This window comes from Streptomyces sp. HUAS ZL42 (assembly GCF_040782645.1).
In the GTDB taxonomy this organism is placed as follows: domain Bacteria; phylum Actinomycetota; class Actinomycetes; order Streptomycetales; family Streptomycetaceae; genus Streptomyces.
Genome location: NZ_CP160403.1, coordinates 9298859 through 9320605, shown reverse-complemented (window position 1 = coordinate 9320605; position 21747 = coordinate 9298859). Strand labels below are relative to the sequence as shown.

Below are 21747 nucleotides of genomic sequence, written 5' to 3'. Positions count from 1 at the left end.
AGTTCACGGCGGAGGGCTTGGGGCCTGTACTCCAAGAGGCCTGCGCTACGGCTGGACTCGGCTCTCGCGGTGCCGAGTTGCTGCGTCTCGGTTCCAACGCGGTGTACCGCCTGACCTCGTTACCCGTCATAGTCCGCATCGCGCGGGATCCGTCGGCTCTCGCGGAGATGAACAGGGCCGTGGGCGTGGCCCGGTGGCTTGAGACACAGGACTTCCCGGCTACGCGCGTGCCGGCGTCGGTTGCGCAACCGGTCGTTGTCGGAGGCCTGGTGGTCACCTTCTGGGAGAGCGTTCAGGAGTACGAGGAGTATGCAACGGTCGGCGAACTGGCCGACCTCCTACGCCGTTTGCACTGGTTCGAGGAACCTGAATCCCTCGGCCTCCCGTTCTTCGACCCGCTGGCCAAGCTGGCCGCGTCCCTCGATGGGCTGGACGGCATCTCGGGGGAGGACCGGACGTTCCTGGAGGAGCGGGCGATGAGGCTCGCGAAGGATTACGACCGGCTGGACTTCGTCCTTCCCTTCGGCATGATCCACGGCGATGCCAGCATCGGGAACATCCTCCGCCATCGGGACGGGCACGCGGTGCTCATAGACCTGGACGGCTTCGCGCTTGCCCCGCGCGAGTGGGATCTGATCCAAACGGCGATCTTCTACGACCGCTACCGCTGGCACACCAAGGCGGAGTACGCCGAATTCGTCCACCGTTACGGGTTCGACCTCATGAATTGGCCCGGATACGAGACCTTGGCCGATCTGCGGGAGCTGATGATGGTGGCATGGCTCGGCCATCAGGTGGGCACGAGCGAGCGGTCTGCCGGCGAGTTCGCACGACGCATGCGGTCTCTGCGAACGGGCGAGGGACGGGACGCTTGGGGTCCGTTCTAGGTCGTGTCCGATGGAGATCTCCGCGGGTGGTTCGCCCCCTCCTACTCCAGCATGCGCTCTGCGTCATCCGGGACCCAGGGAAAGGGCACGTCGGGCCACCGTGTAGCGGCCCATGTGTCGAGATCGACGGCGAGAACGGCATCGATGAAGACTTGAGGCGGTTCGTAGCCGTGGGCGGTGACGTAGTGCGTGATTAGGAACGGAGCGGCGTAAGCGATGCCGGGCTCACCCGGGATGCGAACCTCGCCGTTCCCCTCTGGGGCTGCTTCCTCGGGACACAGGTCGCACTCGTGCAGGCCGAGGCAGACGTTCATCCACTGGATCTTCTGAACAGCCTTCAGCTTCTCCACGAACGCCCTGGGGACCGTTCCTGTCGAGTACGGTTTGCCGGCCTCCAGCCACCCGATGTTCAAGCGGGTATACGCAGGGCGGTACCAGAGCACGTAGAAGCCCGATTCCCTGTCCGTGAACGCATCCTCGTCCTGGTAGTCGTACTCGCTGAGATCTTCGTAGAACACCAGCACATCATCGCCGCACCGCTTTGTTGAGGCCGCCGCAATTCCACTACCCATCGGACACGGCCCCGGCGGTGCAGTCTCAGCGTCCTACCTAGGCCCCAGCAGCGATCCACAGCCTGTGCTCACGCGCCTCTTCAGCAAGGTCACGCGCTGCGGCACTGTGGCCTGTCGCACCGAGTTTTCGACGAAACTCGGCAAGATAGCTGACGCACCGAGCTGACTTGAGCTGTTCGCCGAGATCCAGTGCATCGAGAGCCACACGGCATGCTTCCTCGGTGTCCCCTGCGCGCAAGTGAGCATCAGCGAGGACCATGGTCGCGAAGAAGTCGCTTCGCACGTGATTGCCGCTCATGGCGTTCTCAGCGTGCGCTACCGCCTGACGGGCGCTGTTGACATCCCGGAAGCAATGCGCGGCCTCGGCGGCAAGCTCGTACTGCAACGGTGCTTGCCGTGACTGCTGGCCAGTTCGTTCGTTGGTGTGGTTATGGGTGGGGACCTTGCTGATGTCAGGTTGTGGGCGGGTGAACTGGCCGCTCTGCACGAGCGGTTCGTGCACCGATTCAACAGGTCGGAGCCGCGGGATTCGGCTCTTGCGTACATGCGGGGGCTGCTTGCTCCGCTCGAGCGCAAGAACGGCTGGACGCTGGCCGAAGAGGCCGGTCATGACAGTCCTGACCGTATCCAGCGGATGCTGAACCGGATCGAATGGGACGCCGACGAGGTCCTGGACGATGTCCGCACCTATGTCGTCGAACATCTCGGAGACCGGGATGCCGTGTTGATCGTGGATGACACCGGCTTCCTGAAGAAGGGCATTCGCTCGGCCGGGGTGCAGAGGCAGTACTCCGGCACCGCCGGACGCACCGAGAACTGCCAGATCGGTGTGTTCCTTGCCTACGCCACCGGCCGCGGACGCACGCTGATCGACCGCCGCTTGTATCTGCCCACGTCCTGGACGGAGGACCGGGCACGCTGTCGCCGCGCGGGCATCGGCGACGAGATCGCGTTTGAGACGAAGGTGGCCATGGCCAAGGCGATGGTCCGCCGGGCCATCGCCGACCGGATTCCGTTCGGCTGGGTGACCGCGGATGCCGCCTACGGCTTCAGCAAGGGCTGGCGGTTCGAGCTGGAGCAGGCCGATGTCTTCCACGTCATGGCCACAACGAGGCACGACACGGTCGTCACCCGCTGGTCCATCGATCACCCTGTCCACGACCTGTTTCCCGGCCTGCCGCGGCAGAAGTGGAAACGCCGTTCCTGCGGCGAGGGTGCCCATGGCCGGCGGATCTATGACTGGGCCCGTGTCGAGGTGCGGCCCTGGCATCGCGAGGATCGCCGGCACTGGGTGATCGCCCGCCGCAGTGTGAGCAGGCCCGAGGAGATCTCCTACTACATCGCCTACTGTCCTGCCGACACCACACTCGACGAGCTCATCCGGATCGCCGGAAGCCGGTGGGCGGTCGAGGAATGCTTCCAGAGCGCGAAGCAGGAATGCGGCCTGGACGACTACCAGGTCCGCCGCTACCCCGGCTGGCACCGCCACATGACCCTGGCCATGGCAGCCCACGCCTGCCTCACCGTCCTGCGGGCGAGACAGCTGGACACGGACAAAGCAGAAACGGATCCTCCCAGCTCATCCACCTCAGCCTTGCCGAGATCCGACGCCTGATCACCCGTCTCACCGACCGTCGGCCCACCCCCATCGACCACATCCTGCACTGGTCGACATGGCGCCGACGACGCCAACACCAAGCCCGCATCAGCCACTACAAACGACGCGGACACAGCCCCTGAAAACTGCTCAGCAATCAGCACAAGCACCGTTGCAGTACTCGGCCTCGTCGAAGTAGCTGATCCACTCAGGCTCGTCGTCGCTGTTCCGACTTTCGAGGGCTTTGGTCGCCGCGCTCAGGGCTGCCTCGCAAGCGGCGACGTCTCCGGTGCGAGCAAGGGCGCGGGCCTCCATCGCATGGAATTGAGCGCGCAACGTCGGTGTAGCCACTGGTGAAATACCCATGAGCGCTGCGCGGGCGAGGGTGGCGGCCTGGGTGTACCGACCCAAGAAGGTCGCCTGATGACTCATCGCTGACAGGATGCTGCCCGCGAGCCGGCGGTCGTTGGCGTCCTGGGCGAGGCGGAGGGCCTGGAGGAAATACCTCTGGGCGAGTCCGTGGTGGCAGGCGTCGTAGGACATCCAACCGGCAAGGAGCGTCGCTTCCGCCACGGTGGAGAAGAGGGCCCGGCCAACCTGTTCGGTGTAGTGGCCTCGCAGGAGCGGGGCCACGTCGTTGTTGAGGTACTGGATGACCGAGTGGCGCGCGTGGTCTCCACCGAATTGGTCGTCAAGCTGGGCGAACATGTCCGCTGTGGTCTTGATGGATGCCACGTCGCCGAGACCGACCCGAACTCCCTCGGAACGCGGTCGCGGAATGCTCGGCTCGGGCGCGACCAACCACCGAAGGGACGCCTCGTTCCATGCTGGCTCGGACGGCTCCGCCGTGAGCAGTCTGCGTCGTAGTGGTTGAGATCCGCACGCCACAACTGGCCAACCGTCTGAATGGCGTCATCGGGACTGGCGGGGTATGCGGCGTCGAGTACTGGAGCGTCCTTCGGCTCTGCGTGGTTCAGACCGAGTTCCGCTGCGCTCGTCGCGAAGGCGTCGCACAGAAGCGGCACGTAGAAGTCGTCGGGCGTGCTGTGACCGTTCTCCCAACTGGCAAGACGGCGCTTCACGCTGGCGTCCGGTGGGAGCTGATGCCCACGCCGGGCGGCTGCCTGGCGTAACTCCCTCACCAACCGCGGCTGACTCCAGCCCCGGCCCGTGCGAGCCTCACGTAAGCGGGCACTGGTCGGCTTCATGAAGACGTGACCCTTCACTCGCGCATGCGCCGGTGCGACAACTCGGGTTTCCTGACCGAATGTACGCGCTGGTCATTGCTTCTTGCAGGCAGTAATCGGAGATCGTCCGTCGGGGAACGGGTGACGGGGGATGACGTGACATGCGTGGACGCGTCATCCCCCGTCACCTCTCGTCATCTGCCCTGGCCACGTGGTGGGCCGTGAGCCTGGACCTACGGCGATATCGGCCGCATTGCAGTCCGACTGAGGGTGAGACGACGTGCAGAGGATGACCAGGCGGGGCATGGAATGGCTGTCTGCGGCGGCGGACGACGCGGCTGAGTGTCGGCAAGTTTGGGCGGATGATCCACGGAGGCCCTGCCTGCTGCCGACCGGCCGGTTCTTCGACGTGGTGAGCGTGGAACAGCGCCTCGGGATGGAGATGTTCGACCGCCTCCAGCGAAGTGGGATGCCGTTCGGACCGTCGGTCGTCGACCGCAAGACACAGCGAGTCGGGTTCTTCCTTGGCTCACAGAGCCCCGAGACCTTCACCTACTACCTCGAACAGGAAACGTCATCTCCGCCGCCGTACCGGTACCTCGGCCAAGACTGTGCGGTCGTCGTACCCGGCCCCATCCCTTTGTCCGATGACCGCTATCAGTGGCTTCGCGCGCCGACGCGTCGGCCGGAGGCCAACCCGCTGCGTCCGGTTGCCCTCGCGACGGCGCTGGTCGCCTCCGCGGAGCTCCTGGCAAGGATCGACCGCTTCGACGAGCAGTATCCGACTCCGTACGCGGCGGTCGCTGCGCTCCCAGAGGAGACGATCACGGATGCCGGATGAGCCGGCTGACGGGCGGGACTCTGCCGCGTGGTCGCCTCTCGACAGCGACGGCTGGTACGCGGCCCGAAACGCGACCAGCGCACTGCGGGACGTCCTCGTGCGCGCAAGGTTGGAGAAGGACTTTCCGTACCTGCGCGCGGACTTGAACGCCTTCGGGCATGGCCTCGTCGAGCTGGGACGAGTGTCCCCCGACACGGCCGAGCGCCTCGCAAAGCTCCTGCGCCTGGCACTGACAAGCGGCGTCGGCGGAGACCGTGACGACGAAGGTCACGCACCGACCATCGTTGAGGAACACGAGGGAAGGGCCTGACGTCATGACCGACCGGCGAGGAGTGGTGGCCAAACGAGCGGAGAACCTGTCGCCCGGGGTGCCCTACGTACGCGGCTGGAACCGCGCACGGCGAAGCGCTGGCACCCTGGCCGATCAACTCGTGTTGCTAGGGCTGGACTCCGACTTCCCCGGTCTGGTGGCAGACGTGAACGTCTTCGGTGACGGCTTGGTGCAGCTCGGGACCGTTCGCCCTGAAGCGGCCGAACTACTGGCGAAGCTCATCACGGCCGGGCTGGCAGCGGAGTCGCGTGGCATGACGGCGGACATGCCTCCGCCCCCTCGGCGGGAAGCACCTGCGGCCTGAGCTGCTCCTCGGAGACCGCTTGGCCGCGGTCTGAGCCTGCTCCCGCGATCGGTCGGTCTGGCCCCGTACGACATCGTTTCCCGGCGCTGTCGTACGGGGCTCTTCACCGTCTCGACGCATGTAATGCGTAGCTGGCCTGCCGCTCGGCCGGGACCGGCGCCCCAGCGCCGCAGCCCGGACGAAGCGGCAGGGCAACAAGTGGCATCAGCTTGGGAAGCTGAGGCGACTCGTAGCGGTTCACCAGGCTGAGCTGCGGCGGGGCAGTGCCGGCGCTCGGCGGGCGGCCGGCTGGTTCCCCGGTGTTCCCCGTGAGTCCCGCCTGTTCTGGCACGAGAGTGGCACGGTCCTGCGGTGGCGGTAACGCAGCTGACTCTTGTCGCATCCGGGCGGCGGCTTTCGCTGTCCGGTCTGGTGTTCACTAGGCGCATGACAGGCAGTTCAGAGCAGCACCGCTTGAGAAGTGCGATCTCTGCCCTCAGTGATGCTGTCCCCGGAGATCTTCGGCGTTCTCCCCTCGGCTGGGCTGGCGTACGGGCGTGGGAAGCCGTTCATGGCATCGAGCTACCAGAGCCCTACCGTACGTTCGTCGCGGAGGTTTCCAACGGTTGGTCGGAGGGTGCATCCATGGCTCACCAGCTCCTTCCGTTGGGAAGACTGCCTGAGAACTGGCAGAGCTGGAAGGCCGATTGTTGGCTTAGCCCCGAACCATTCGATGGAACGGCTGAACGCAAGTTCACCGAGCCGTTCCCGCTGGCGGAGGAGTGGCAGTGGGAGTACGACTACTACGACCACGATGAGCACTCACCTCTACTCCACGGCGTCTATCAGAACGGCTCGGTCCTCCTGGGTGGCAACCGTGATTGCGAGTTCTGGGTACTCGTGGTCACGGGGTCTCAGCGGGGCCGGGTCTGGTGGCTAGGGGACGGATGTGCGGCTCCGTACGCAGACGAGGGGGAGGAAAGCGAGCCTGAGGCCGACTTCGTGGCCTGGTTCCAGGAGTGGCAAGCCGACCGAGGCTGGTGGTCCGAGCACGTCGACGGGTAGGTCTCATCGGACGGTTGCCTGATCGGCCGAAGGGCTGCCCTGACGGGCAGGCCCTTGTACTCGGGCTTCTGATCCGTAGCTCTAGCCGGGTCGGCCAGCGACGGTCATCCCGGCCGCTACCGAGCCACGGAGGGCGCTACCGTCCGCGGGCAATTGATGGGGTTGCGGTACCTGGCTGCCGTACCGCAAGATCCAGACGGGGTGACCATGGAACGGCACGTGCTGGAATCGCTGTTGGCCGGTGACGACGAGGCGTCCGTGGTAGCTCTGGCCACCCTCCGCAGCGGCGCCACCTAGCGGGTGGGAGATCGGGCACATCCCGCAGGCCAGCATGCCGGAGTCTTCAAGCGCCGACTTCAGCGCATGCGGATGCATGGACTCGAACCTCTTGGGCTGGAACGAGCAGTGCAGCTCGTCCGCGAACATGACCGGCCCGTGCGCACAGGGCTGATCGATTCTGCCGATCGGACATGGACCACCCTGCTCTTCCTTACTGAGGACGGCAGCGCACTAGTGGCCTGCGCCGGGTGGCCGCTGCCGTTGGTTGTCAGGAAGCCACTGCTTTAGGAGTTCGATCCGACGCCTTCATCGGTCGGCTGCTGCGAGGCTTGCGCTGATGCCTACGACCGCCCGGAGTTGCCCGCGTCCGGCGCCGTTGATGTCAGCCGTGGATGCCGGGCGGCCCCGCCTGCTTCGGCTACGGGCGCCGGTAAGGAGCACGGTCGGTTCCGGGTACCGGAGCCCGGGACAGGTTCATGTAGCACGGGTGGTCGGGGTCACCTACCTCCATGAGTACGAACTGATCGACGTCGTGGTTGGCGAAGCGATGGAGGTACTGCAGGAAGAGTTCCAGTTCCTCGGCGGAGAGAGGTTCGTCGTGTCGGTCGTTTCGCACGCCCTCACCCTACGGCTGGTCTAGGTGGCAGGGCTTCTTCGTCCCGAAGCAACTCGGGTACGTGCTCCGCCATGGGCTGGTGCGCCTCTTACCGCGTTGATGGTCCACTGACGTTCGTGGGCGTCCGCTGCTGTTCGTCGGCGTTGTCACGCAGTTACTGATCTCTTCGGACTGTTGTCGGATGCTGATCCCTGCGGTAGGCCGGTGGTATGCGGTACGCGCAGGGCGGTGGGCTGACCGCCGAGCGGCGGAAGTTTCGTGAGCGGATCCGGTACCAGGCCGGTGAGCGGTTCGCACGCAGTGAGAGAACCGCGGTGATCGCGAGGGATCTGCGGGTGAGTGAGCGGTCGGTGGAGCGCTGGCGTCGTGCCTGGCAGGAGGGCGGGATGGACGCCCTCGCCTCCACGGGACCGGCCAAACTTCCCAAGGTGTCCGACTTACAGTTCGCCGTGCTGGAGGAGGAGTTGGCCCTCGGGCCGGCCGAGCACGGCTGGGAGGACCAGCGGTGGACCCTGGCACGGGTCAGAGCGCTGATCGCCTGGAAGTTCGGCATCGACTGCTCCTCGGCAGCCGTCTGGCGGCTGCTGCACCGGCACGGCTGGTCCTGGCAGTGCCCGGCCCGCCGCGCGCTGGAACGCGACGAGCATGCGGTCGAGCTGTGGAAGAAGGACGTGTGGCCGCAGGTGGAATGACCGCGGCGGCGCTGGGGGCCTACATCGTCTTCGAGGACGAGGCGGGGTTTTCCATGACACCGCCGCGGGCCCGCACCTGGGGCCGACGTGGGCACACGCCGGTGGTCCGGGTGCGCGGCCGCTCCTGGCGCCGCTGGTCGATCGCCGCCATGTGCTGCTACAAGCAAGGAGAAACCTCCCGGCTGATCTACCGGCCGCGCCGCCACCGCAAGCACAAGGGCAAAGGGCGCGACAGCTTCTCCTGGCGCGACTACCGCGACCTGGCGGTGCGCGCGCACCTCCAGCTCAAGGCCCCGATCGTGCTCGTCTGGGACAATCTCAATACCCATCTCGCCGCCGGCATGCGCCAGTACGCGGACGAACACGACTGGCTCACCATCGTCCAACTTCCCTCTTATGCACCGGACTTGAATCCGGCGGAAGGCGTCTGGTCGCTGTTACGGCGCGGCCCGCTGGCCAACACCGCATTCACCGACGACGACCACCTCGAACGCACCCTCCGCCGCGGACTTCGCCATATCCAGTTACGGCACGACCTCATCGACGGCTGCCTTGCCGGCACCGGACTCAGCCTCACCCACCACCCGACAACAATCCGAGGAAATCAGTAGACACTCAAGGGTTCCGGGGGCGCGATACAGTGCGCGCCGTGGACATACCCGGCTGGTTCGTCTGGCTCGCTCTCGGTCTAGCTGTGTTGCAGGCCCTCGGCCTCGTTCCCGTCATCCGCCGACTGCGCGGATCCGACTCGGCGGTGCGTTTCGAGGCGCGCCTTGACCTGCTGGACGTCGTCGCTTCCCTGCTGCTCTTCGGCGGCTTGGTGCTGAGTCTCGCAGTGGCGGAATCCTGGTTCTGGCTCACCGGCGCTGGCTTCGTGCTCATGGCCGCCGTGTACGCCGTGAAGGGTGCCCGCTGGCTCCGCGCTCGCCAGCGTCACACGGCCTGACCCAAACGACAGCGCTATCCGCTCGGCGCACTACTTATTCTTGCCCTGGGTCTTGTCGGGGATCTCGGTGAGCTGGGTTTGTGCTGGTCAGGGGCGGTGGGCACGTCCGCCTGGTGGTCGTCGTTGGTCGTCATTGGCCACTGTCGAGCGGCCTCGGACGGCCCAGGGACGGCCCAGCCGTGGATCACATGAACGGCGTCAGCTGGCGGAGGCGGCCCGCCACTGCGCGGTGATGCACCCCTCTTCCATGTCCCACCACTCCTTGGCCACGCCGTGGTTGAGCAGCTTCTGCACCTTGGCGAGATCGGCGGTGGGCGGGACGTCCAGGGCAACCATGCCGAACCGTTCTATGCCCTCGCCGCAGACTCCGAGTTCGTGAAACGCGTTGATCACGCTCTGCCGTGCAGCTCCAGAGCCGCCATGGCGGAGCACAATGAGGCGGATGGTGCAGTTTTCGGAACGCTGAACCACCTCGCCGGCCCATCGCACACCCTCCTCGTCGGGCTCGGTGGCCACGATGTCCCCGCAGGCAATGCCTCGGACGAACCAGGGAATGTTGTCGAGCCGCGCAGTGCCGTCGCCTTGGTCGACCGCCCACAGACTCTCCACCGATGCTGGGGGCCAGTCGTCCTCGATCTCAAGGCGGAAGTGCACCTTCACGTACGGGCCACCGGGGTTCGTCATAGTGCCCAGGATGCACAGTCCTGCCGCGCCGGCCGCAGGTGGGTGACCGATGACGTCTACTCAGAGACGGATACAGATTCGTCTGGGCCTCAGCCGACGACAGTCAGCCACGACGGCGAGGACGCCGACCGATCACGCGCGCGTATGCCTCGCTGCACCCCCACCGGTCTCCACCACGCTGCCGGGGCCGTCGACCAGAGCAAGCCGCGACGGCGGTCCCGTAACGACGGTGCGTGAGCCCTCAGCTTGGGAAGCTGAGTGGATCTAGGCCTGATCGTGGCGCTGACCTGGGGGAAGGACGGTTCGCGGGCCCGCGTGGCCTCCGCCGTCCTCCCCGTGATTCCCCGCTGTTTCCCGCTCGATCTGGTGCGGTTCTGGTGCGGCGCTCGGATGGCGACTGCGCTCGGCACCCTGCCACCGCAGTGGAGTCAGGGACCCCAGCCTGTGGCGGGCCTCTGGCAGTGGACGAGGATGCGGGCATGGGATCGCCGCTGATGTCTTCCCTTCAGGGCTGCTGGCGGCGGTGCAACGCACTGTCGTGGCCGGGGAGTTTCCGGCCCCGATGGTGATCCACGACGATGAGGATGACTGGCTCCTGTGCGACGGGCTCCGCGAATGGTCAACGCCGCGACAGTCGCTCAAGGCAAACGTCCCACCGTGGCCCGCGCCGGTGCGGGGAGAGCCGACGGCGTGAGATCTCGACGTCACGTCGGGGCGTGGGAGGACCTGGCCCGCTGCGGCAGCGGGCTATGAGAGCCCCATCGCCCCGCCGCCGCTTCCGATCACCACATCCGACGAGTCGCCCCCTGGCAACCTGAATCTGTAGATTTGTACCGCCGGGCACACAGTTGTCAAGCGCGCCGACGGCCGCGCCGGCGCATGAGCCTCGCAGGCGAGGACCATATGTTCGACTTGAGCGCGCCGATCGTGGCCACGTTCCTGGTGTACGTGGCCGCCATGATCGGAATGGGTGTCTGGGCGTTCGGCCGCACGCATACCTTCGCCGACTTCGCCCTGGGGGGCCGCAGGCTCAGCGCGCTCGTCGCCGCCCTGTCCGCAGGGGCCAGTGACATGTCCGGCTGGTTGTTCCTCGCGTTTCCCGGAGCGGTGTACGCGGCCGGCGTCGGCGCCAGCTGGATCGCCGTCGGACTGGTGGCCGGCACCTACCTCAACTGGCTGTTCGTCGCGCCGAGGCTGCGCACCTACACCGAGCGGGCCGGCAACGCCCTGAGCCTGTCGGCGTATCTGGAGCAGCGTTTCGAGGACCGCACCCGGGTGCTCAGGATGGCCTCGGCCGCGGTCACCCTGGTGTTCTTCACCGTCTATGTCGCCAGCGGGCTGGTGGCCGGCGGGCTGCTGTTCAAGAACGTCTTCGACATCCGCTTCGGGCTCGGGGTGACGCTGACCGCCCTGGTGATCGTGATCTATTCGTGCCTGGGCGGCTTCCTCGCCGTGAGCCTGACGCACGTCCTTCAGGGCAGCCTGATGTTCCTGGCCCTGCTCGTGGTCCCGCTGACCGGTGTCGCGGCGCTCGGCGGCTTCGGGGCACTGGGCGACGCCCTCGACGCCAAGGCGCCGGGACTGCTGGACATGGGTGCCGAGGTCAACTACGCGGACGGCCGGTGGTCGGCAGGCGGGTCACTCGGCGCCGTCGCGATCGTCTCGCTGCTCGCCTGGGGCCTCGGCTACTTCGGTCAGCCGCACATCCTGGCCCGCTTCATGGGCATCCGCAGCATCCGCGCGATCCCCGCGGCCCGCCGTATCGGAACGGGCTGGGTCGTCGTCGTGCTCGGCGGCGCAACGCTCGTCGGCCTCGTCGGGATCGGGCGGCTCGGCACGCCGCTCCCCGACCCGGACACGCTGTACATCGTCCTGAGCCGGACCCTGCTCAACCCCTGGATCGCCGGGGTGATGCTGATTGCCGTACTGGCCGCGATCATGTCGACCGCGGACAGCCAGCTCCTGGTGTCGTCCGTGGCCCTCACGGAGGACTTCTACCGCGCGCTCCTCAACCGCCGCGCCACGGACAAGGCGCTGGTGTGGGTGGGCCGCGGCGCCGTCGTCGTGGTGATCGTGATCGCCTACGTGATCGCGCTGAGAGCCGACGGGCTGCTGAGCATCGTCGCCTACGCCTGGGCGGGCTTCGGAGCGGCCTTCGGCCCGGTCGTCCTGCTCTCGCTGTACTGGCCCCGCATGACCTGGGCGGGAGCCATGGCCGGGATCGTCTCGGGAGCGGTCACGGTCCTTCTGTGGAAGAGGATCAACCCCCTGCTCGGGCCGCTGGAGTCGGGCGTCTACGAGATGGTCCCGGGCGTGCTGGTCGCCACACTCGCCGCGCTGCTCTTCGGCATGTTCGTCGGCCAGCCGCCGAAACAGGCCTTCTGGCGGATGCCGGGCGGCGGGGTGAACCAGCTGATGCTGACGCCGTTCCTCACGCACGCACCGGTCGGCATCGCCGTCCTGGACACGGACCTGCGCTACGTCTGGGTGAACGAGCCGCTGGACCGCCTGGTCCCGCTCGCGCAGCGGCTGGGGCGGCAGGTGAGGGACGTGCTGCCCAAGCCGGACGCGGAGGCGTTCGAGGAGCGGATGGGGACGGTGCTCAGGACCGGGCGCCCGGTGATGGACCACGAGTTCCGTGGCACAAGCCGCGCCGACCCCCACCGGGAGCGGGCGTACTCCGCGTCCTTCTTCGCCATGAAGGACCGCCAGGGCCGGCAGGTGGGCATCTGGTACATGATCATCGATGTCACCGAACGCTGGCGAGCGCAGGAACGCCTCGCCCTGCTGAACGACGCCGGCGCCCGCATCGGCAGCACGCTGGACATCATGCGGACCGCGCAGGAACTGGCCGACGAGACCGTGCCGTCCCTCGCCGACTTCGTCGCCGTCGACCTGCTCGACACGGTCATGAGAGGGGAGGAACCGGCCCCCGGACCGGTCGGCATGACACCCGTCATCCGCCGCGCGGGCCAGCAGTCGGTACGCGAGGGCTGCCCGGAGGCGGCCCTGGCCGTCGGAGAAACGGTACTGCGCGCCCCCTCGTCGCCCGTGACCCGCTGCCTGCTGGAGAGCAGGACCCTCGTGGAACGCACCTTCGACCCCGCCACCAGCGCCTGGGTGTCCGAGGACCACTCCCTGGGCGACTCCATCCGGGCGGCCGGCATCCGTTCCCTGATGGTGGTCCCCGTGCGGGCCCGCGGAGTCACCCTGGGCGTGGCGACGTTCGCCCGGTCCCGGCGCGCGGGCCCCTTCGAGGAGGACGACGTACGCCTCGCCGAGGAGATCGTCTCCCGCGCGGCGGTGTGCGTCGACAATGCGCGCCGCTTCACCCGTGAGCGCACCGCGGCCCGCTCCATGCAGCGTTCGCTGCTCCCGCAGAAGCTGACGGGAGGCTCCGCCCTGGAGGTGGCGTCCTGGTACCTCCCGGCGGACGCCCCCAGCGGTGTGGGCGGCGACTGGTTCGACGTGATCCCGCTCTCCGGAGCCCGGGTCGCCCTGGTCGTCGGGGACGTCGTCGGCCACGGCATGAACGCGGCGACGACCATGGGGCGCCTGCGCATCGCGGTCCGCACCCTCGCCAACCTCGACCTTCCCCCCGACGAACTGCTGGCCCACCTCGACGACCTGGTCATCGGCCTCATCGGGGCGCACGACGGCGACGGGGCGGCGGGCGCCGCCGACGAGACCGTGAGCGCCGCGTTCCTGGGAGCCACCTGCCTGTACGCCGTGTACGACCCGGTCAGCCGACGGTGCACGCTGGCTCGGGCCGGGCACCTCCCGCCCGTGATCGTCGGCCCCGACGGCCGCGCCGACACCCTGGACCTGCCCGCCGGACCGCCCCTCGGCCTCGGCTACCTCCCCTTCGAGTCCGCCGAACTGGAGCTGGCCGAGGGCAGCCTCATCGCCCTGTACACCGACGGCCTCATCGAGAGCTTCGACCGCGACATCGACGTAGGCCTGTCCCGCCTCGGCGACGAGCTCACGGTGCCCGAACCGACGTTGGAGGAGCTCGGCCGCAAGGCCGTCGACGCCCTGCTGACCGGTCCCCCCTCCGACGACGCGGCCTTGCTCCTCGCCCGCACCCACGTCCTCGCTCCGGACCGGGTCACCTCCTGGGACCTGCCGACCGTCCCGGCCGCCGTGTCGCAGGCCCGCGCCGCCGCCGGCCGGCAACTGGCCGAGTGGGGCCTGGACGAGCTGTCGTTCACCACGGAACTGATCGTCAGCGAACTGGTCACCAACGCCATCCGCCACGCGTCCGGACCGGCCCGGCTTCGCCTCATCCGGGACCGCCGCCTGATCTGCGAGGTCTCCGACGCCAGCAACACGTCTCCGCGCCTGCGCCACGCCCGAACCACCGACGAAGGGGGGAGGGGCCTGCTGATCGTGGCCCAGCTCGCCCAGCGCTGGGGTACCCGCTACACGACAACCGGCAAGACCATCTGGACGGAGCAGGTCATCCCCGCCCAGCGGCTCGCCGCCGAAACGGTCGAATAGGCGCTGGACGCCCGGGTTCGGGCCGTCCTCCGGGCCCGGACGACGAGAGCTTTCCCGCGGCGTCGAGCAGCCGGGGAGAGAGAGCCGCAGATCATGGCGGCGGCGCCGGTCCGCCCCCCGCCGATCGGCGCTTCGCGCGTCACCAGGGCTGCCCGGTGCGGAAGAAACGACCGAGGAACGCGGCCTTCCTCGATTCGGCGACCTGGACGGGCCGGCAGACGCCACCGAGATCCATCGCGGCCGGAGTGTCGGCCCGGGAAGGGGCCTGGTCTCGACGGCTCCACGGCCTCGCGGGGTGGAGCGGGCAGCTCGCGGTCCGTCGAGCTGCGGCGGCGGGCTGCTCAGGCGGCAGCTTCAGGGGTCGGATGTCCGTCTTGGTCATGGTGCGCGCCCACCCGAACATCCGACCCTCTCGCCGACGGGACGGCAAACTGATGGCGTTGGCGCCTGACGCGACCGGGGCTCGTGTGCCCGGTGGCGCGCCAAGCCGTGCAATGGGGGTGCCTTCCGTGTGCCCCAGGGCAGCTGGCGAGTTACTGACCTGAGCGCTGATCTTGAGTCCGTGGAAGGCGGCGCCCCCGGGCGCGAGACCGGTGGAGTCGGCGGCGGCCAGGCCTGGGGCGCCGCATCCCGCATCCAAGTCCTCGCCGCTGCCGACGACTACGAGTCGACGTGGCCATACCGCCGGAAGGCCAAGGGCTCGCGCGGAAAGGCACGATGGAGCGCCCTGAGAGGAGAGGAGACCCGGGCCTGACGATCACGGAGATGCTGGAACCTGGTCACTCTGCGACGCCTGGGGAGACCCATGCCCGCACCGGCGTCCTCGCCGGCACTTCAGCTGATGCGAACACCCCTGCCGCACGGCCCTTCTGGTGCAGTGCGCCCCTGGCAGGATTCGAACCTGCGCACACGGCTCCCTTGCCGTCGAGCGACCCTCCGGTCGGCCTCATCATCCGCACCTCGACCGCGCCACCGCCCCGGACGACCCCGGCGCGCGGGCGGCGTGCCGCCTCCCGTTCCCACTGAGACCCGTCCACCCACCACTGAGCACCACCGGTCGGCCCGGGCAACAGGCGCGGTCACTGACACTTCGCAGGAGTGGGAGCTCGTCCAGTGGGCGCGGCGGGGATCCGCTCCAGGACCCCGCCCGCGAAGACGTCGTAGAGCGGCAGTGTCTCCAGGTGGACGTAGCCGATGTGGCAGTCGCAGACGGTCAGGGGGCAGGGACGGGGACGGAGAGCCGCACGGTACGAGCCGTCGTAGAGGTTGCCGAGTTCGGTGCGGACGAAGTGGCAGCGGCGGACCGTGCCGTCGCCGTCGACCGAGATCACAAAGTCGCCTGTCCGGCAGGGCAGACCGGCGCTGGCGTGCGGGTGGCGGCTGTACGGGAACAGCGGGTCCAGGTCGGTCCAGAGGCCGGCCTCCGCGTCGTCGTATTGGTGGCCCTCTGCGGCGTTGACCCACAGGTACACGTGCTCGGGCAGCTCGGCGCGCAGGCGCCGGGCCGCCTCCAGGTGGCCGGGCAGACCGACTGTGCCGACGCTGAAGCGGACGCCGAGGCGGGCCAGTTCGCGGCACTTGCCGAGGAAGCGGTCGTATGGGGTCTGACCCGGGTGGTACGTGCACCACAGGGCCAGGGTGTCGAGGTCGGCGGCGGCCAGCCATTCGGTGCGGCAACTGAGGTTCGTCTGGATGGCGACGCGGCGGACGTGGGGCTGGTGGGAGAGGTCGGTCAGGGTGCGCCGGTACCAGGAGCGCACCAGTCCCTCTCCCCACGGAGTGAAGAGGACCGAGAGGCGGTCGTCGGTCTGGTCGCCGACCCAGGCGGCGAACCGCTCCAGGCTCGCGCGGTCCGCGCGCAACTGCTCCCTGCTGTCTCGGCGCTTGGCGAACGGGCAGTACGGGCAGTCGTAGTCGCAGGACGCCAGAGGGCCGCGGTACAGGACGGTCAGGTCCATCGAGCCGGCTCACTTCCTCTCGTAGGCGGCCATCGCGGCACGTACGGCCGGGGAGAACAGTTCCGGGCCGATGGCGTCGGAGTGGGCCAGGCCCTCCGGAGTCAGGCGGAGGACGGCGGCGAGCGGGTCTCCTGATTCCAGCCAGCCGCGCTCGGCGAACCGCTCGAGTTCGGTCCGGAAGTCGTCCGCGGGGGTACTGCCGCCGAAACGGGTCCGGTAGTCGGCGGCTTGGAGCCCTTCGGCCTGGAGCAGCGACTGCAGCAGGTGGCGGCGGCGCGACTCGTCCGGGTTCATTCGGCGGCCGTACTCGGCGTGGGCGAAGTCGGCGGCCGGGCGGGCGACGTAGTCGTCGATGATCGAGCGGATCTCGTGCATGCCGACGGCGTAGTCGAAGGAGTAGTGCAGTTCCGCCGTGTAGGAGCGGGCGCCGCAGCCCAGGCCGATCATGCCGTCGGTCTGGCAGGCGTAGTCGTCCGCGCCCTGCGGGGGTGCGTCGGCGCGGCGGAACATGCGCATGGACTGCTGTTGGTATCCGTGCGCGAGGAGGTGGTCGCGACCGGTGCGGTAGAGGCGCAGGCGCTGCTCGTCCCAGGCCGGGTCGGACGCGTCGGCCCGCCTGCCGAGGCCGGTCAGGGGACGGATGTAGAGGGGGTAGAGGTAGAGCTCCTCGGGGCGCCAGGCGAGGGCGGCGTCCAGAGAGCGCAGCCAGGTGGCCTCCGTCTGGCCGTCGATACCGTAGATCAGGTCGATGTTGAGCACGGGTATCCGGGCGTCGCGGACGCGCCCGAGTGCCGCCTCCACGTCGGCGCGCCGCTGGGGGCGCACGGCTGCCCGGGCCTCGGTGTCGTCGAAGCTCTGCACGCCGAGGCTGAGGCGCGTGGTGCCGCGTTCGGCCAGGACGGCCAGCCGGTCGGCCGTGGCCGTGGCGGGCGAGGCCTCCACGGAGAGAGGCACGGTCTGGAGGTCGGCGCCCATGCCGTGTTCGGCTATGTCGCAGAGCCGTTCCAGTTCGGCGGCCGTGAGGAAGGTCGGGGTGCCGCCGCCGAAGGCCGTGGTGGCGAACCGGACGGTTGCCTTCTCCCCCAGCGCCTCCCGTACTGCGGTGGCCTGGCGTTCCAGCGCGTCGAGGTAAGCCGTGGTGAGGTCGTCCGGGGCGCCGATGCGGGTGAACAGGTTGCAGAACCCGCAGCGGATCTCGCAGAAGGGGATGTGGAGGTAGAGGGAGAGGGCGTCCTTGGGCTCGGCCGCCCACAGGGTGCTCAGCAGCGGGCGGTCGTCGAGCTTCCGGTACGCGGTCTTGTGCGGGTAGGCATACACGTAGCTCTGGTACGGGGCCACGCGGTGAGCACTGGTCAGGGTCGTCATCGGGCGGCCTCTGCGGGGGCGGGCGTGGGGTCGAGCAGGAAGTGGGCGTAGGGCACGGTCCACACGGATTCGTGGCCGATGCGGTGACCGGTGTAGCCGTCGTCGCCGTACGCCGTGCCGTGGTCGGAGCAGACGATCGCGAAGCAGCGGCGTCTGCTGCTCGCGGCGGCGAACAGGCGGCCGATGTGCCGGTCCACGTACTCCAGGGCGGCTGCGTGCGTCTCGCGGGAGTCGCCGGCTTCCTTGGTGGCGCCCGCCAGGTGGAACCAGTTGGGCTGGTGCAGGGCGGACACGTTGACGAAGAGGAACAGGGGCTGGTCTGCGGGCAGTTGGCCGATCACCCGCTCGGCGTGGGTCACCTGCGACTCGAACGACGTCGGTGAGGCGACCCCGAACTCCGGCTCCCAGTGGGACTCCTGGAAGAGCCCCGGCAGCACCGAACCCAGCGGACCCCGCTTGTTGAAGAAGCCGACTCCCCCGATGCACACCGTGTGGTAACCGGCCTTCGCGAGGCCGGAGACCAGATCCGGAGTGTCGTAGACGAAGGTCCCGTCCGCCGTCGTCTCGCTGCCCGCGAAGTCCGCCGCGAACAGGCGGGGATGGCGGCCGGGCGCGGCGGGCGTGGGCAGGAAGCCGGCGAAGATCGCCTGGTGGGAGGCGTAGGTGAAACTGCCCGGGGCGTGCCGCTTCTCCCAGCGGCCGTCGGGCAGGTGGCGGGCCAGGTTCGGGATGCGGCCGGCCGCTGCCAGTTCGGCGGCGACGTCGTGGCGCAGCGTGTCGAGCGTGACGAGCAGGATGTCGTGGCTGCCGACGACCTCGTTCATGTCCGGTGCGCCGGACGGAGGCGGGAGCGGGCCGGGGCCGGGCTCCGGGCGGATCGGTTCAGGCGCTGACATGGGTGGTTCCCGTTCTGTGCGGGTGGTGCGACGCGGCCTGCACGGTGCGGCGAGGGCGGCGCAGGACGGCGGCCACTTGGGCCGCGTACGTGTCAAGGCCCTCGGCTCCGCTGCCGGGCAGTCCGGTCAGCCGGGGCAGCAGGTCACCGAAGGCGTTGACCTCGCCGACGGCGACCCTGCGCCAGCCGACGGCCGGCAGGAGGTCGACGCCCACACACAGCGTCCGCGGAAAGCAGGCGGCCGCCTGTTCGCAGACGGCGAGGACGTCACTCCAGCGGGCGCCCGAGGCCTCGAAGGCCTGCCGTGCTTCGTCGATGTCGCCCCGGCTGCCGCCGAGATGGAGGTTGGTCAGGGGTGAGGGACTGGTGCGGACCACCGCGTGGGTGGCGCGGCCGTCCACGACCACCACTCTCAGATCGGCGGCGCGTCCGCGCTGGGAGGCCTTGGGCAGCCAGCGCTCCAGGTGCAGGCCGTCCGGGGCCAGCGAGTCCACGATGGCCGCTATGTCCTGCTCCCGTTGGTAGCGACGCACCTTCAGGGAGTTGAACAACCTGCCGTCCACGGTGAGTTCGACGGAGGTGGTGGCCCGGATCCGGCCGGCGCCCGCCGACTCGACGGCCAGGACTCCGGACGCCGACGAGCCGTGCGCCGGCTTCACGAACAGCCGGGGCATCCGGTGCTCGCGCATCAAGGCCCGTACGTCGTCCCAGCCGCGCACCGCCGCGCCCCGCGGGCCCGAGGTGGGCGAGGCCGGGACCGGGACGCCCGCCGCGGCGAGAACCGCGTGGCAGCGTCGCTTGTCGAACAGGACGGCCAGCTCGTCGGGGTCGTCGAGGCGGATGCCGCCGCGCAGACTGCGCAGGGCCGTCATGAAGTTCGAGTACCAGCGGGCCGAGCCCTCGACGCGGGTGGCATCCGGGGTGCCGCGCAGGAGCAGGTCGACGTCGGGGTTCTCACCGGGCGAGTCGATCCGGACGGTCTCTTCGGCGGCGAAGTCGGCCCCGCCACTGCGCAGTACCTCCGCCCACGCCACGATGCGCGGGCCGGGCAGGCCCGCCGCGCGCACCGCCTCGGCGAACAACGTCACCCGGCGGTTCTCGGGATTGCCGACCACCGCGAAGTGCGGCCGCGGGTCACTCGCCGACGGCGACATACCGCGACTCCCGGCGGTGTGAGCGGCGGCGGGCCGGCGTCAGGGCGAGACTCACCCCGTGGGGCTCCAGCGCCTCCCGGAAGCGCTCGACCAGCTCGTCACCCATGAAGTGGTGCCGTAGGTCCAGCGATCGCAGGTGGCTCAGCGGCTGGCCCGCGAGGAGTGCCGCGCCCCCGTCGTCGCTCAACACGCCCATGCTCAGGTCGAGGGACTCCAGACCCGCCACGACGGGAGCACCGGCCAGGGCGGCGGCGATGTCGTCCTGGATGTCGCTGTTGCGCAGGCCCAGGTGTCGCAGGTCGGGGCAGCCGGCCAGCATGGTCAGCAGGGGGGCGACGTCGTCGGGCGTGCTGTCGCCGCCGTACCAGGCGGTACCCAGCCACAGCTCCAGGTGCCGCAGGGCCGGGAACTCACAGCCCGCCAGCGCGCGTACCGGGCCAGCCGGCAGACCGCCGGACTCGATCCGCAGGGTGTGCAGGCAGTCGTGACGCAGCGGTTCGATCACCAGGCCCTCGGCTCCGCGCACGCCCAGCTCCCGCAGGCCGGGCCACGCGCGCAAGACTCGGGAGACGTCGCCCTGCTTGATCCAGGAGATCTCCGACTCCTCGGACACCACGTCCGCGAGGAACACCGCCCGCAGGTGCGAAAAGCGGGGTGCCTCGGCGGTGATCAGCTCCAGGACGGGGTCGATGCCTTGCTCGTCCCATTCCGTCCACCAGGCGCCGAGGACGAGCGCGGTGACCTGGTCGGTGGAAACCTCGTCGAGGAAGCGGCGCCACAGGGGCTCGAAGGGCTGCTCCCAGTCGCAGGACAGCTTCCAGGCGACCGAGGAGGGCTCGGGCAGCGGAACCGGATCGTCCTCGGCGACGGGAAAGACGTGCACGGGCAGGCCGTGAAAGCTCTTCAGGTGCGAGGGGTAGTAACTCATGGGCGTGCGCTCACTCGCCCACGGCCACGTAGCGGAAGACGGTGCCGGCGTCGTCCTGGTACTCGTCGGCGTCGTCCGGGTCCAGGTCCACCGCGACGCCCGCGGGTTCGAGCGTCTCCCGTATGCGCTGCTGGAGGGGCTCACTGATGTAGTTGTGGTGCAGGTCGAGCGACTTCAGATGGGTGAGCGGCTGGCCGGCCAGCAGGGCGGCGGCGCCCTCGTCGCTCAGGGTGCCCATGGACAGGTCCAGCACCTCGAGGCGGGCCACGACCGGGGCGGACGCGACGGCCGCGGCGACCTCGTCCTGGATCTCGCTGTTGCGCAGCGCCAGATGACGCAGGCTCGGCAGACGGGTGCCGGACAGGATCGGCTCCAGGTCGGAGGCCTCGCTGTCGGCGCCGTACTCGGACGTGCCCAGCCACAGGTCGAGGTGCTCCAGCGCGGGCAGTTCGCCGGCGCCGATGCCCCGTACGACGCCGACGGGCAGACCGCCGGTCTGCACCACCAGCTTGCGCAGCGCGGTGTGACGCACCGCCGACAACTCCAGCCCCTCTCCCCCGCGCACGCCGAACTCCTCCAACTCCGGGAATCCGGCCAGCAGTCCGGTGACATCCGTCTGGTGGATCCAGGAGATCTCGGCCTCCTCCATGACGATGTCCCCGAGGAACAGCGAACGCAGGGCGGGCAGCCGGTCGCGGGCGCCGAGAAGCGCTTCGACGATGGAGGAGCAGTCCGTGTCGTACGCCTCCTGCCAGGCACCGACGATCAACGCGCGCACCCGCGTCGTGTCCACCGCGGAGCAGAAGCGGGCGAAGGCCGCCTCCCACTCCTCGTCGGCGTCGTAGACGTCGCTGGTGATCCGCCACGCCACGGAGCCGGCCTCGGGCAGCTCCGTCTTCGCGTCGGGCCCGGGGAACGTGAAGGCGGGAAGACCGTACAGCTCCTGCAGGTGGTCACCGATGGTCAT

General features: G+C 69.0%; 20 protein-coding genes and 2 pseudogenes. 11 read left to right on the top strand and 11 right to left on the bottom strand.

Annotation, left to right across the window (positions count from 1 at the left end; all coding sequences use genetic code 11):
- Positions 1 to 17 precede the first annotated feature (17 nt).
- On the top strand, positions 18 to 887 hold the full coding sequence (locus tag ABZO29_RS42615; protein ID WP_367325562.1) for a phosphotransferase family protein: 870 nt from the start codon (positions 18 to 20) through the stop codon (positions 885 to 887).
- 41 nt (positions 888 to 928) lie between these two features.
- Here ABZO29_RS42615 and ABZO29_RS42610 read toward each other — a convergent pair whose 3' ends face one another.
- Both ABZO29_RS42610 and ABZO29_RS42605 read right to left on the bottom strand, forming a co-directional pair.
- Positions 929 to 1405: a hypothetical protein gene (locus tag ABZO29_RS42610; RefSeq protein WP_367325561.1), complete on the bottom strand. Its 477-nt coding sequence runs from the start codon at positions 1403 to 1405 to the stop codon at positions 929 to 931.
- Positions 1406 to 1496: 91 nt separating this feature from the next.
- A pseudogene (locus tag ABZO29_RS42605) lies at positions 1497 to 1835 on the bottom strand (hypothetical protein); the annotation flags it as partial.
- Between the two features lie 54 nt (positions 1836 to 1889).
- Between ABZO29_RS42605 and ABZO29_RS42600 the strand changes: the two are divergent.
- Positions 1890 to 3074 (top strand): IS701 family transposase, encoded by a 1185-nt coding sequence (locus ABZO29_RS42600; RefSeq protein ID WP_367318168.1) that lies wholly within the window; start codon positions 1890 to 1892, stop codon positions 3072 to 3074.
- Positions 3075 to 3236: 162 nt separating this feature from the next.
- Here the strand turns inward: ABZO29_RS42600 and ABZO29_RS42595 are convergent.
- Positions 3237 to 4138, bottom strand: a pseudogene (locus tag ABZO29_RS42595) (hypothetical protein); the annotation flags it as partial.
- Between the two features lie 385 nt (positions 4139 to 4523).
- Here ABZO29_RS42595 and ABZO29_RS42590 point away from each other — a divergent pair.
- The 4 genes from ABZO29_RS42590 to ABZO29_RS42575 all read left to right on the top strand — a co-directional run bounded on the left by ABZO29_RS42590 (position 4524) and on the right by ABZO29_RS42575 (position 6763).
- The gene (locus ABZO29_RS42590) at positions 4524 to 5084 is read left to right on the top strand and encodes a bifunctional DNA primase/polymerase (protein WP_367325560.1); all 561 of its coding nucleotides are present in this window, start codon (positions 4524 to 4526) and stop codon (positions 5082 to 5084) included.
- Entirely contained in the window at positions 5074 to 5394 is a 321-nt protein-coding gene (locus ABZO29_RS42585) for a hypothetical protein (protein WP_367325559.1), read from the top strand. The genes ABZO29_RS42590 and ABZO29_RS42585 overlap by 11 nt, the downstream gene beginning before the upstream one ends.
- Positions 5395 to 5398: 4 nt before the next feature.
- On the top strand, positions 5399 to 5719 hold the full coding sequence (locus tag ABZO29_RS42580) for a hypothetical protein (RefSeq protein ID WP_367325558.1): 321 nt from the start codon (positions 5399 to 5401) through the stop codon (positions 5717 to 5719).
- 624 nt (positions 5720 to 6343) lie between these two features.
- On the top strand, positions 6344 to 6763 hold the full coding sequence (locus ABZO29_RS42575; RefSeq protein WP_367325557.1) for a hypothetical protein: 420 nt from the start codon (positions 6344 to 6346) through the stop codon (positions 6761 to 6763).
- 697 nt (positions 6764 to 7460) lie between these two features.
- On the opposite strand, the gene ABZO29_RS42570 is transcribed toward ABZO29_RS42575, so the two are convergent.
- Positions 7461 to 7658, bottom strand: coding sequence for a hypothetical protein (locus ABZO29_RS42570; RefSeq protein ID WP_367325556.1), 198 nt, complete (start codon positions 7656 to 7658; stop codon positions 7461 to 7463).
- A 209-nt stretch (positions 7659 to 7867) separates the two neighbouring features.
- Between ABZO29_RS42570 and ABZO29_RS42565 the strand changes: the two genes are divergently transcribed.
- From ABZO29_RS42565 to ABZO29_RS42555, 3 genes are read left to right on the top strand one after another with little or no spacing between them, the layout of a single operon-like run.
- Positions 7868 to 8350, top strand: coding sequence for a winged helix-turn-helix domain-containing protein (locus tag ABZO29_RS42565; RefSeq protein ID WP_367318074.1), 483 nt, complete (start codon positions 7868 to 7870; stop codon positions 8348 to 8350).
- Positions 8351 to 8403: 53 nt separating this feature from the next.
- The gene (locus tag ABZO29_RS42560; protein ID WP_367326023.1) at positions 8404 to 8961 is read left to right on the top strand and encodes a transposase; all 558 of its coding nucleotides are present in this window, start codon (positions 8404 to 8406) and stop codon (positions 8959 to 8961) included.
- 38 nt (positions 8962 to 8999) lie between these two features.
- On the top strand, positions 9000 to 9296 hold the full coding sequence (locus tag ABZO29_RS42555) for a hypothetical protein (RefSeq protein WP_367325555.1): 297 nt from the start codon (positions 9000 to 9002) through the stop codon (positions 9294 to 9296).
- Positions 9297 to 9494: 198 nt separating this feature from the next.
- Here ABZO29_RS42555 and ABZO29_RS42550 read toward each other — a convergent pair whose 3' ends face one another.
- On the bottom strand, positions 9495 to 9980 hold the full coding sequence (locus tag ABZO29_RS42550) for a DUF4265 domain-containing protein (protein WP_367325554.1): 486 nt from the start codon (positions 9978 to 9980) through the stop codon (positions 9495 to 9497).
- 903 nt (positions 9981 to 10883) lie between these two features.
- On the opposite strand from ABZO29_RS42550, the gene putP reads away from it, so the two are divergent.
- Together putP and ABZO29_RS42540 are read left to right on the top strand one after the other, a co-directional pair.
- Positions 10884 to 14480 (top strand): sodium/proline symporter PutP, encoded by a 3597-nt coding sequence (gene putP, locus ABZO29_RS42545; RefSeq protein ID WP_367325553.1) that lies wholly within the window; start codon positions 10884 to 10886, stop codon positions 14478 to 14480.
- A gap of 562 nt (positions 14481 to 15042) precedes the next feature.
- Positions 15043 to 15234, top strand: a complete 192-nt coding sequence (locus ABZO29_RS42540; RefSeq protein WP_367325552.1) for a hypothetical protein — start codon at positions 15043 to 15045, stop codon at positions 15232 to 15234.
- 325 nt (positions 15235 to 15559) lie between these two features.
- On the opposite strand, the gene ABZO29_RS42535 is transcribed toward ABZO29_RS42540, so the two are convergent.
- The 6 genes from ABZO29_RS42535 to ABZO29_RS42510 are packed head-to-tail and all read right to left on the bottom strand — an operon-like array spanning position 15560 to position 21747.
- Positions 15560 to 16438 carry an STM4011 family radical SAM protein gene (locus ABZO29_RS42535; protein WP_367325551.1) on the bottom strand — a complete coding sequence of 293 codons (879 nt, stop codon included), beginning with the start codon at positions 16436 to 16438 and terminating at the stop codon, positions 15560 to 15562.
- 9 nt (positions 16439 to 16447) lie between these two features.
- Positions 16448 to 17803 (bottom strand): STM4012 family radical SAM protein, encoded by a 1356-nt coding sequence (locus ABZO29_RS42530; protein WP_367325550.1) that lies wholly within the window; start codon positions 17801 to 17803, stop codon positions 16448 to 16450.
- Positions 17800 to 18627: an STM4013/SEN3800 family hydrolase gene (locus ABZO29_RS42525; protein WP_367326396.1), complete on the bottom strand. Its 828-nt coding sequence runs from the start codon at positions 18625 to 18627 to the stop codon at positions 17800 to 17802. The genes ABZO29_RS42530 and ABZO29_RS42525 overlap by 4 nt, the downstream gene beginning before the upstream one ends.
- 58 nt (positions 18628 to 18685) lie before the next feature.
- Positions 18686 to 19852, bottom strand: coding sequence for an STM4014 family protein (locus ABZO29_RS42520; RefSeq protein ID WP_367325549.1), 1167 nt, complete (start codon positions 19850 to 19852; stop codon positions 18686 to 18688).
- The gene (locus ABZO29_RS42515) at positions 19833 to 20780 is read right to left on the bottom strand and encodes an STM4015 family protein (RefSeq protein WP_367325548.1); all 948 of its coding nucleotides are present in this window, start codon (positions 20778 to 20780) and stop codon (positions 19833 to 19835) included. Before ABZO29_RS42515 ends, ABZO29_RS42520 begins: the two co-directional genes overlap by 20 nt.
- Before the next feature lie 10 nt (positions 20781 to 20790).
- Complete coding sequence (locus ABZO29_RS42510) at positions 20791 to 21747, bottom strand: STM4015 family protein (protein ID WP_367325547.1); 957 nt, start codon at positions 21745 to 21747, stop codon at positions 20791 to 20793.

Excerpts from the sequence above, each read along its gene's own strand:
- ABZO29_RS42575 (WP_367325557.1), top strand. The coding sequence starts at position 6,344 with ATGGCTCACCAGCTCCTTCCGTTGGGAAGACTGCCTGAGAACTGGCAG.
- ABZO29_RS42580 (WP_367325558.1), top strand. The coding sequence starts at position 5,399 with ATGACCGACCGGCGAGGAGTGGTGGCCAAACGAGCGGAGAACCTGTCG.
- ABZO29_RS42565 (WP_367318074.1), top strand. The coding sequence starts at position 7,868 with ATGCGGTACGCGCAGGGCGGTGGGCTGACCGCCGAGCGGCGGAAGTTT.
- putP (WP_367325553.1), top strand. The coding sequence starts at position 10,884 with ATGTTCGACTTGAGCGCGCCGATCGTGGCCACGTTCCTGGTGTACGTG.
- ABZO29_RS42510 (WP_367325547.1), bottom strand. The coding sequence starts at position 21,747 with ATGACCATCGGTGACCACCTGCAGGAGCTGTACGGTCTTCCCGCCTTC.
- ABZO29_RS42535 (WP_367325551.1), bottom strand. The coding sequence starts at position 16,438 with ATGGACCTGACCGTCCTGTACCGCGGCCCTCTGGCGTCCTGCGACTAC.
- ABZO29_RS42600 (WP_367318168.1), top strand. The coding sequence starts at position 1,890 with ATGGGTGGGGACCTTGCTGATGTCAGGTTGTGGGCGGGTGAACTGGCC.
- ABZO29_RS42560 (WP_367326023.1), top strand. The coding sequence starts at position 8,404 with ATGACACCGCCGCGGGCCCGCACCTGGGGCCGACGTGGGCACACGCCG.
- ABZO29_RS42525 (WP_367326396.1), bottom strand. The coding sequence starts at position 18,627 with ATGAACGAGGTCGTCGGCAGCCACGACATCCTGCTCGTCACGCTCGAC.
- ABZO29_RS42550 (WP_367325554.1), bottom strand. The coding sequence starts at position 9,980 with ATGACGAACCCCGGTGGCCCGTACGTGAAGGTGCACTTCCGCCTTGAG.
- ABZO29_RS42515 (WP_367325548.1), bottom strand. The coding sequence starts at position 20,780 with ATGAGTTACTACCCCTCGCACCTGAAGAGCTTTCACGGCCTGCCCGTG.
- ABZO29_RS42520 (WP_367325549.1), bottom strand. The coding sequence starts at position 19,852 with ATGTCGCCGTCGGCGAGTGACCCGCGGCCGCACTTCGCGGTGGTCGGC.
- ABZO29_RS42530 (WP_367325550.1), bottom strand. The coding sequence starts at position 17,803 with ATGACGACCCTGACCAGTGCTCACCGCGTGGCCCCGTACCAGAGCTAC.
- ABZO29_RS42585 (WP_367325559.1), top strand. The coding sequence starts at position 5,074 with ATGCCGGATGAGCCGGCTGACGGGCGGGACTCTGCCGCGTGGTCGCCT.